Source organism: Streptomyces sp. NPDC045956 (genome assembly GCF_056430705.1).
In genome coordinates this window covers 76,239-83,520 of record NZ_JBWKKZ010000015.1, presented here as the reverse complement: position 1 = coordinate 83,520, position 7,282 = coordinate 76,239, and the positions used below count along the sequence as shown (strand labels likewise).

8 protein-coding genes and 1 pseudogene (1 of these 9 running past the window's edge) are annotated in these 7,282 nt (G+C 72.7%); 4 read left to right on the top strand and 5 right to left on the bottom strand.

Annotated features, from left to right (window positions below):
• The 3 genes and pseudogenes from AC07FV_RS31730 to AC07FV_RS31720 form a co-directional block, all read right to left on the bottom strand.
• Positions 1-75 (bottom strand): annotated as a pseudogene (locus AC07FV_RS31730) (hypothetical protein); its annotated part reaches 159 nt to the left of the window's first position; the annotation flags it as partial.
• Positions 76-168: 93 nt separating this feature from the next.
• Complete coding sequence (locus AC07FV_RS31725) at positions 169-1,197, bottom strand: methyltransferase (RefSeq protein WP_479091005.1); 1,029 nt, start codon at positions 1,195-1,197, stop codon at positions 169-171.
• A 48-nt stretch (positions 1,198-1,245) separates the two neighbouring features.
• Positions 1,246-2,319 (bottom strand): right-handed parallel beta-helix repeat-containing protein, encoded by a 1,074-nt coding sequence (locus AC07FV_RS31720; protein WP_479091003.1) that lies wholly within the window; start codon positions 2,317-2,319, stop codon positions 1,246-1,248.
• Positions 2,320-2,460: 141 nt separating this feature from the next.
• Here AC07FV_RS31720 and AC07FV_RS31715 point away from each other — a divergent pair, with 141 nt between their 5' ends.
• Positions 2,461-3,267, top strand: coding sequence for a restriction endonuclease (locus AC07FV_RS31715; RefSeq protein WP_479091002.1), 807 nt, complete (start codon positions 2,461-2,463; stop codon positions 3,265-3,267).
• 73 nt (positions 3,268-3,340) lie between these two features.
• On the top strand, positions 3,341-3,877 hold the full coding sequence (locus tag AC07FV_RS31710) for a cysteine hydrolase family protein (RefSeq protein ID WP_383647947.1): 537 nt from the start codon (positions 3,341-3,343) through the stop codon (positions 3,875-3,877).
• A 9-nt stretch (positions 3,878-3,886) separates the two neighbouring features.
• Here AC07FV_RS31710 and AC07FV_RS31705 read toward each other — a convergent pair whose 3' ends face one another.
• Positions 3,887-4,375 (bottom strand): DUF5949 family protein, encoded by a 489-nt coding sequence (locus tag AC07FV_RS31705; RefSeq protein ID WP_479091001.1) that lies wholly within the window; start codon positions 4,373-4,375, stop codon positions 3,887-3,889.
• 246 nt (positions 4,376-4,621) lie between these two features.
• On the opposite strand from AC07FV_RS31705, the gene AC07FV_RS31700 reads away from it, so the two are divergent.
• Entirely contained in the window at positions 4,622-4,987 is a 366-nt protein-coding gene (locus AC07FV_RS31700; RefSeq protein ID WP_479091000.1) for a transglycosylase family protein, read from the top strand.
• Positions 4,988-5,066: 79 nt separating this feature from the next.
• Entirely contained in the window at positions 5,067-5,942 is an 876-nt protein-coding gene (locus AC07FV_RS31695; protein WP_479090999.1) for an oxygenase MpaB family protein, read from the top strand.
• Here AC07FV_RS31695 and AC07FV_RS31690 read toward each other — a convergent pair whose 3' ends face one another.
• Positions 5,943-6,908 carry a YihY/virulence factor BrkB family protein gene (locus AC07FV_RS31690; RefSeq protein ID WP_479090998.1) on the bottom strand — a complete coding sequence of 322 codons (966 nt, stop codon included), beginning with the start codon at positions 6,906-6,908 and terminating at the stop codon, positions 5,943-5,945. It lies immediately after the preceding gene.
• Between the last annotated feature and the right edge of the window lie 374 nt (positions 6,909-7,282).

Sequence of the window (7,282 nt, the reverse complement as noted above, 5' to 3'; positions counted from 1 at the left end):
CGCCTCCCGTTGGCAGCAGTGCACCCCCCTCCCCCCCCCCCCCCCCCCCTCCACCCCCCCCCCCCCCCCCCCCCCCTCCCCCCTCCCCCCCCCCCCCCCCCTCCCCCCCCCCCCCCCCTCCCCCCCCTCCCCTCCCCCCCCCCCCCCCCCCCGCGTCCACCGGTCAGCTCACCGGGGCACGGTGCAGTCGAACGCGTGCAGGTAGGGGTTGACCGGGCGGATGTCGTCGATGACGAGACCCGCTTCGGTCAGCCGGCCGACCATGCTGTCGGTGGTGTGCTTGGCACCGCCGACGTTGAGGAGCAGCAGCAGGTCCATGGCGGTGCTGAACCGCATGGAGGGCGTGTCGTCGACGAGGTTCTCGATGACCACGACCCGCGTGCCGGGTCCGCCCGCCCCGATGACGTTGCGCAGGGCCCGGGCGGTGCTGTCGTCGTCCCACTCCAGGATGTTCTTGATGACGTACACGTCGGCCCGGAAGGGGATCGACTCACGGCAGTCGCCCGGCACGATGCGCACCCGGTCCGCGAGCGACCCGCCTTCGCGCAGCCGAGGGTCGGCGTTCTCCACGACCCGCGGGAGGTCGAGCAGGGTGCCCTGCATCGTGGGGTACTTCTCCAGCAGGCTCGCCACCACGTGTCCCTGGCCGCCGCCGATGTCCGCGACCGACGAGCAGCCCGACAGGTCCAGGAGCGCCGCGACGTCCTGGGCGGACTGCCGGCTGGACGTCGTCATGGCGCGGTTGAAGACCTCGGCCGACTGGGGAGCGTCCTCGTTGAGGTAGGTGAAGAACTCCTTGCCGTACAGGCCTTCCACGACGTTGCCGCCGGTGCGGACCGCCTCGTCGAGCAGGGGCCACGCGTCCCAGGTCCACGGCTCGGTGCACCACAGCGTGATGTAGCGCAGGCTGTGCGGGTCGTCCTCGCGCAGCAGCAGGGACATGTCGGTGTGCGCGAAGCTCCCGTCCTTGCCTTCGGCGAAGACGCCGTAGCAGGTCAGGGCGCGCAGCAGCCGGCGCAGCGGCTTGGGTTCGGTCTTGACGGCGGCCGCGAGGTCCGCCACGGTCATCGGGCTGTCACCGAGAGCGTCGGCGACACCGAGCCGGGCGGCGGCGCGGAGGGCGGCGGCACATGCCGCCCCGAACACGAGCTCCCTCAAGCGCATGGGCGGGGGTGGGGCGGTTGGTGCGGTCGTCATGTGCCGCTGTCCTTCCTACGTCGGTGCACTGATGGCTGGGGTGGTCGGTCAGCACATACCGGCGGGCCGGGAGGCGCCGCAGGTGTTGCCCACGAAGGTGTTGCTCCCGGCGGCGTCCCCGGTCTCGGTGCTGACCAGGTCGGCGGGCGAGTTGTCCCGCAGCGTGTTGCCGCTGACCTCGTTGTTCTCGCCGGTGACGCCCACCATGCTCTTGAAGAGGACGATGCCGCCCGACAGCGGGGACGTGCCGGAGTGGCCCTCGACGGTGTTGTCCGCGACCAGTACCTTCTCGGTCCCGGTGAGCACGATGCCGGAGCCCTGGAGGGCGGGCAGCCGCTCGGTCTTCGGGCAGGACTTGTTGTTGCGCACGATGTGGTTCTCGCGCACGACCAGGTCGCCGGCCTTGGGCTTGTTCTCGTCGCCGACGACGAAGACGCCCGTGCAGTTGCCGGCGATGTGGTTGTCCGCGACGGCGAGGTTGCGCAGGCGCCGGACGGTCACGCCGATCCGGTTGTCCTCGAGGCGGTTGTCCTCGACCACGGTGCCCTCGGTGTCCGCGGCGCCTTCCTCGGCCGTGATGGTGTTGGCGAGGAAGATGCCGGCGTCGCCGTTCCCGCGGACGGTGTTGTCCCGGAAGGTGCCGTGGATCGACTGCTCCTGGGCGATGCCCCAGACGCCGTTCTTCTCCGCCGTGACGTTCCGTACGGTCAGTCCGTCGGTGGCCGTGGCGGAGACTCCGGCGCGGGTGAAGCCGGTGACCGTCAGGCCGGCGACGGTGACGCCCTTGACCTTCGCGGCCTTCGTGCCGGTCACGCAGATCCCGTTGCCGCCCTTGGCGCAGGTGTCGTCCTCGGCGGCCTTCTCCGTGCTCGGCCTGATCACCGTGGCGCGGCCCACGCCGCGCAGGGTGATCCCGGGCGTGCTCACCGTCACGCTCTCGCGGTAGGTGCCGGGTGTGACGAGCACGGTGTCGCCCGACCCGGCGGCGTCCACCGCCTTCTGGATCGACTCCCCACTGTGGACCACGTGGGTCATGTGGCCGGCGGACGCCGGAGCCGCACCGAGCCCCGTGCCGATCATCGCTGCGGTGCACACCAGGTACACGACATGGCATTTCTTCATATTCCGAACGCTATGCCCGAAAGATTCGCACCCTGGTGGGATGAGCCATCCGACGGCGTGTCATGAACCGCCGGTGAAGCGGTGGTTCGCGGGCAGACGGCGTGAGTGATCTTGATGTCAGCCGCAGGGAGGAACGACACCGTGACCGTGCCCGCACGCCGCACTCGTCCGATACGTCCCGGGCGCCGCTTCGACCTCCGGGCGACGGCCATGTTCTTCGGGCTGGCCGCCCTCGTCCTGTGCGTCGTGGGCTGGGCCCTGCGCATGGCGGTCGACGTCGCGGAGCGGCGTCCCGCCTGGGCCCTGGTCCTGGTGCTCGGGCTGGCGCTGGCCGCCGTCCTCCACCGGCGCGGGCGCTCCGGGTTCACCGCGCGGAGGCTGGCACGCCGCACCACGGGTGCCTTGCGGGAGGCCACCGCGACGGCCATGGAGGTGCTGGAGGAGGACCGGGCCGCGGTCGTGCCGACGGCACCGGCGCCCGGCGCCGAGGAGGCGGCGGTCACGGTCGTGGTCGTCGAGCACGGGGAACTCAGTCCCGACGAGTTCGAGCAGGCGATAGCCGACCTGTGCGTGCGGGACGGTTGCGCCGACGTGGAGGTGGTGGGCGGGGCGGGCGACCTCGGCGCCGACGTGACGGCGACCGCTCCGGACGGCCGGCGCGTCGTGATCCAGTGCAAGCGCTACGGCGACGACAACAAGGTCGGTTCCCAGGATCTCCAGCGCTTCGGCGGCACCTGCTACACCGTCCACGGGGCCGACGTCGCCGTCCTCGTCACCACCAGCGACTTCACCGAGCCGGCCACGGACTACGCCGCCCAGTGCGGCATAGTCTGCGTGAACGAGGAGCGGCTGCGCGAGTGGAGCGAGGGCCGGGCGCCGGGGCCCTGGGCGGGGGTCCCCCTCGCGGGGGAGGACGTGGCGCCGCCCCCGGACCGGGCCGTCCGGTGATCCCCGCGGCCGGCGCGCCCCGCCGCCGTCGGGAAAAAGGATTCTCCCTCGTCACAGTGGCAACCTGGGTTGCATGAGCAAGACCGCGCTGATCGTCATCGACATGATCAACACTTACGACCACGAGGACGCGGAGTCGCTGATTCCGGCCGTCGAGTCCGTGCTGCCGCAGGTGACCGGCCTGCTGGAGCGGGCGCGGCGGCAGGGCGTGCCCGTGATCTACGTCAACGACAACTTCGGCGAGTGGCGTTCGCACCACGGAGAGATCCTGGACAAGGCCCTCTCGGGACCGCACGCACGGCTCGTCGAGCCCTTGCAGCCCGACGAGTCGTCCCTCTTCGTGGTCAAGGCACGCCACTCGATCTTCTTCGAGACGCCGCTGACGTATCTGCTGCACCAGCAGGGGATCGACCGGCTGGTGCTGTGCGGCCAGGTGACCGAGCAGTGCGTCCTGTACTCGGCGCTCGACGCCCACATCCGCCACCTGGAGGTCATCGTGCCGCGGGACGCGGTCGCCCACATCCACGCGGACCTCGCGGACGCCGCGCTGCGCATGATGGAGCGGAACATGGGGGCCCGGGTGTGCGACAGCGGTGAACTGTGGACGTGAGCAGCCTCGTCAGCCGCGCAGGCTGCGCACGGGGAGGATGACCTGCGCCGCGCCGGAGAGCGTGGCCTCGTCGTTGGCGAAGGCGGCGACCGCCTCGCCGTCGCCGGGCTCGCCGCCGGACCAGGGGCGGGTGGCGAAGATCAGGCAGGCGTACCCGCGCTCGTCGACCGCCTTGCGCCACTCGGGCGTGGGGACGAACTGGGCGTTGACGCCCCGCATGGTGAGGGCCGCGGCGCCCGGGACGACCAGCAGGGTGACGGGCAGGCCGGTCAGGCGGGTGGCGTCGAGGACGCCGTCGCCCACGGAGATCCCGGAGTGGCGCAGCAGCCGTTCGACGGCGTCCGGGACCGCCTCCGGGCCGCCCTCGCCGTCGCCCAGGGAGCAGGCGAGGAGGAAGGGGACGTCGCCGTCGGGTGTCTCGCGGCTCCAGGACATGATGACGAGCGTGCCGAGGTCGGCGGTCCGCAGGGGGCGTGTGTCAGGTGAGATCGAGGTCACCGCGAAACCGTACGGGCGCGCCGGGGTGTGTCCGCGCACCGCTCACCCGACCGGGGGACGTCCTCGCCCTTCTTCACACGAACGAGGGGGCTCGCCCAGCGCCGGGAAGGACGGCCGCGGATGTCGTCGAAGTACCGGTTCCTCGCCGTCGCCGGCCGCACGGAGGAGGAATCGCCTGCTCCGACCGGCGTAGGGACGTGACGGCCGGAGCGGCGGTCCTCCGTCACGTGGGGTAACAGTCTCAGTATGATCTGTAGACGAAATGCTCATACGAGCGAGACGCGCAGTTCGTACGGCCGTGGTGCCCGGACCGCGCTGGTGGTCCTGTTCGCCGCGACCGCACTCGCCACGACCGGCCAGGCGGCCGCCTCGCCCGCGTCCGGCCTGCGCACCGACTGGGACGCCATCGCGGCCTGCGAATCAGGCGGCAACTGGCGGGCGAACACCGGCAACGGCTACTACGGCGGACTGCAGTTCGCGCCGTCGAGCTGGGCCGCGGCGGGCGGCCTCAAGTACGCGTCCCGCGCGGACCTCGCCACGCGCGGGGAGCAGATCGCGGTCGCCAAGCGCCTCGCCCGGCTTCAGGGGATGTCGGCCTGGGGCTGCGCCTGATGTTCCCGCGCCCCGGACCCGGGCAGACGTAGTCATGTGAGCCGCCCGGCCGCAGTGGGCGAAGGAGGGCTCGGCAGCCATGAGACTTTTCCCCGGCGATCACCGCCCCGCCCTCCGCGCCCGGCTCGGTGAAATGATCTTCTCCCGGGTGGCGGGGCCCGAAGGTCCGGGCAACCGGGCCCGCATCCACGACGCACCGGGCCCCCGCTGGTTCGGACCGGAGCGGCCGATCAGGCGGGTGCACGGGGATGCCTCCATGTTCATCGGAGGCCTGTCCGCCCTGCTGCTCCAGTCGCTGCACCCCCTGGCCATGGCCGCGGTGGCCGCGCACTCCGGCTTCCGCGGCGACCCGTGGGGACGCCTCCAGCGGACCAGCACCTTCCTGGCCGTCACCACCTACGGCCCCGCCGACCGCGCACAGGAGGCGTGCGAGCGGGTACGCGCCGTGCACGACACCGTGCGCGGCACCACCGCCGAGGGACAGGCGTACGCCGCCGCCGATCCGCGCCTGCTGTGCTGGGTGCACGTCGCCGAGGTCGACAGCTTCCTGCGCGCCCACCAGCGCTACGGCGCCCACCCCCTGGACGAGGAGGGATGCGACGCCTACGTGGCCGACATGGCACGCATCGCCATCGCACTCGGCGTCCCGGACCCTCCGGTGGACCGCGCCGGTCTCGCGGAGCGCCTCGCCGCCTACCGCGGCGAACTGCGCGCGACCGCCGAGGCGCGGAACACCGCGCGGTTCCTGCTGCTCGATCCGCCCCTGCCGCTGCTCGCCCGCCTCCCCTACGGAGCCATCGCCGCCAACGCGGTCTCCCTGCTGCCCGTCTGGGCCTCGCGGGCCCTGCGGCTGCCGCGTCTGCCTCCGGCGGAGGGCGTGTGCGTACGCCCGCTCGGAGTGGCGGTGACCGCCGGGATCCGCTGGGCACTGACTCCGCCCCGCGACGCGGCCTGATCAGGCCCCCGGTCCGGGGTCCGGCTCCACCGGCGTACGGATGCCCGCCCGGGCCGCCTCCAGCTGGGCCGCGAACGCGATGCCGAGGAAGAGCGCCACGGCGGTGAGGTTGGCCCACAGCAGCAGGGCGATGAAGGCCGTGAGCGGACCGTACACGGCGCCGAAGGCCCCGCTCCGACCGACGTACAGCGCGAGCAGCCAGGTCGCCGAGATCCACAGCACCAGGTGGACCGCCGAGCCGAAGGCCAGCCAGGTGTAACCGGGCTGGTCGCGGCGGGGCGACCAGCGCAGGATCACCGCCGACGCGACCCAGGCCAGCAGCAGCCCGGCCGGTACGTCCAGCACGGCCCACCACGCGGCACCGCCCGCCTCGTGGCCGAGGGTACGGGCCACGGCGTCGCCGACCGTCTCACCCGCGACGAGCACGAGGAACCCCAGGACCATCGGCAGGCCGGCCGTGAAGGCGAGTGCCAGGGCCCGGCCGTACTTGCGGACGAAGGGGCGGTCGCGCTCGATGCCGTAGATGCGGTTGGCGCCCCGCTCGATCTGCGCCATGGCCGAGGCAAGGTTCAGCACCGCGAAGCCGAGGCCCAGCCAGAGCGCGACCGTGCTCCACACGTCGCTGCCGGCGCTGCGCCGGGTGCCCTCGAACGCCTTCTCCACGACGTCCGCGCTGGCGCCCGGCACGATCCGGCCGAGGGTCAGCTCGATGACCCGTCCCACGCTCTCCGTGTGCACCGACGTGGCGAGACCCACGAGCACGACGGTGAACGGGACCAGGCCGAGCACGACCTGGAAGGCGAGGGCCCGGGCGTTGGTGAAGCCGTCCGCGTAGCGGAACCGGGTGAAGGAGTCGGCCAGCAGCCTGAGGCCCCCGTACCGCCGCAGGGCGGTGAGGGCTTCGTCGCCGGAGAGTTCTTCTCCGAGCATGTCCCGGGTCTGCGGGACGTGGACGGCGGTTCCCACGATGCGGCTGCTCCTCGTGTCGGGGCGGGTGAGGACGGGGTCCTCCACCCGTGCGCATGCCCCGTGAACGAGACCGCAGCGCGCAGGGGACGGCTTTCGGTGCGGAGACCGGTGCCGTCCATGTACGGCTCCTCGCCGGCGTGGGGCCCGAACCCGCGTGCGCCGCCGCCGCGTTGACGGGGGTAACCCGTGGGTGTGGAGCTGCGCCCGGCCGTCGTTCCGCTCGTTTTCCGTGTGGGGCGGGTGGGCAGTCCCCTGCACGGGGGAGCCGGGGGGGGGGGGGGGGGGGGGGGGGGGGGGGGGGGGGGGGGGGGGGGGGGGGGTAGGAGAGTTGATCCCACCCTGCCGACGTAGACTCCCATTCCGCGCAATTG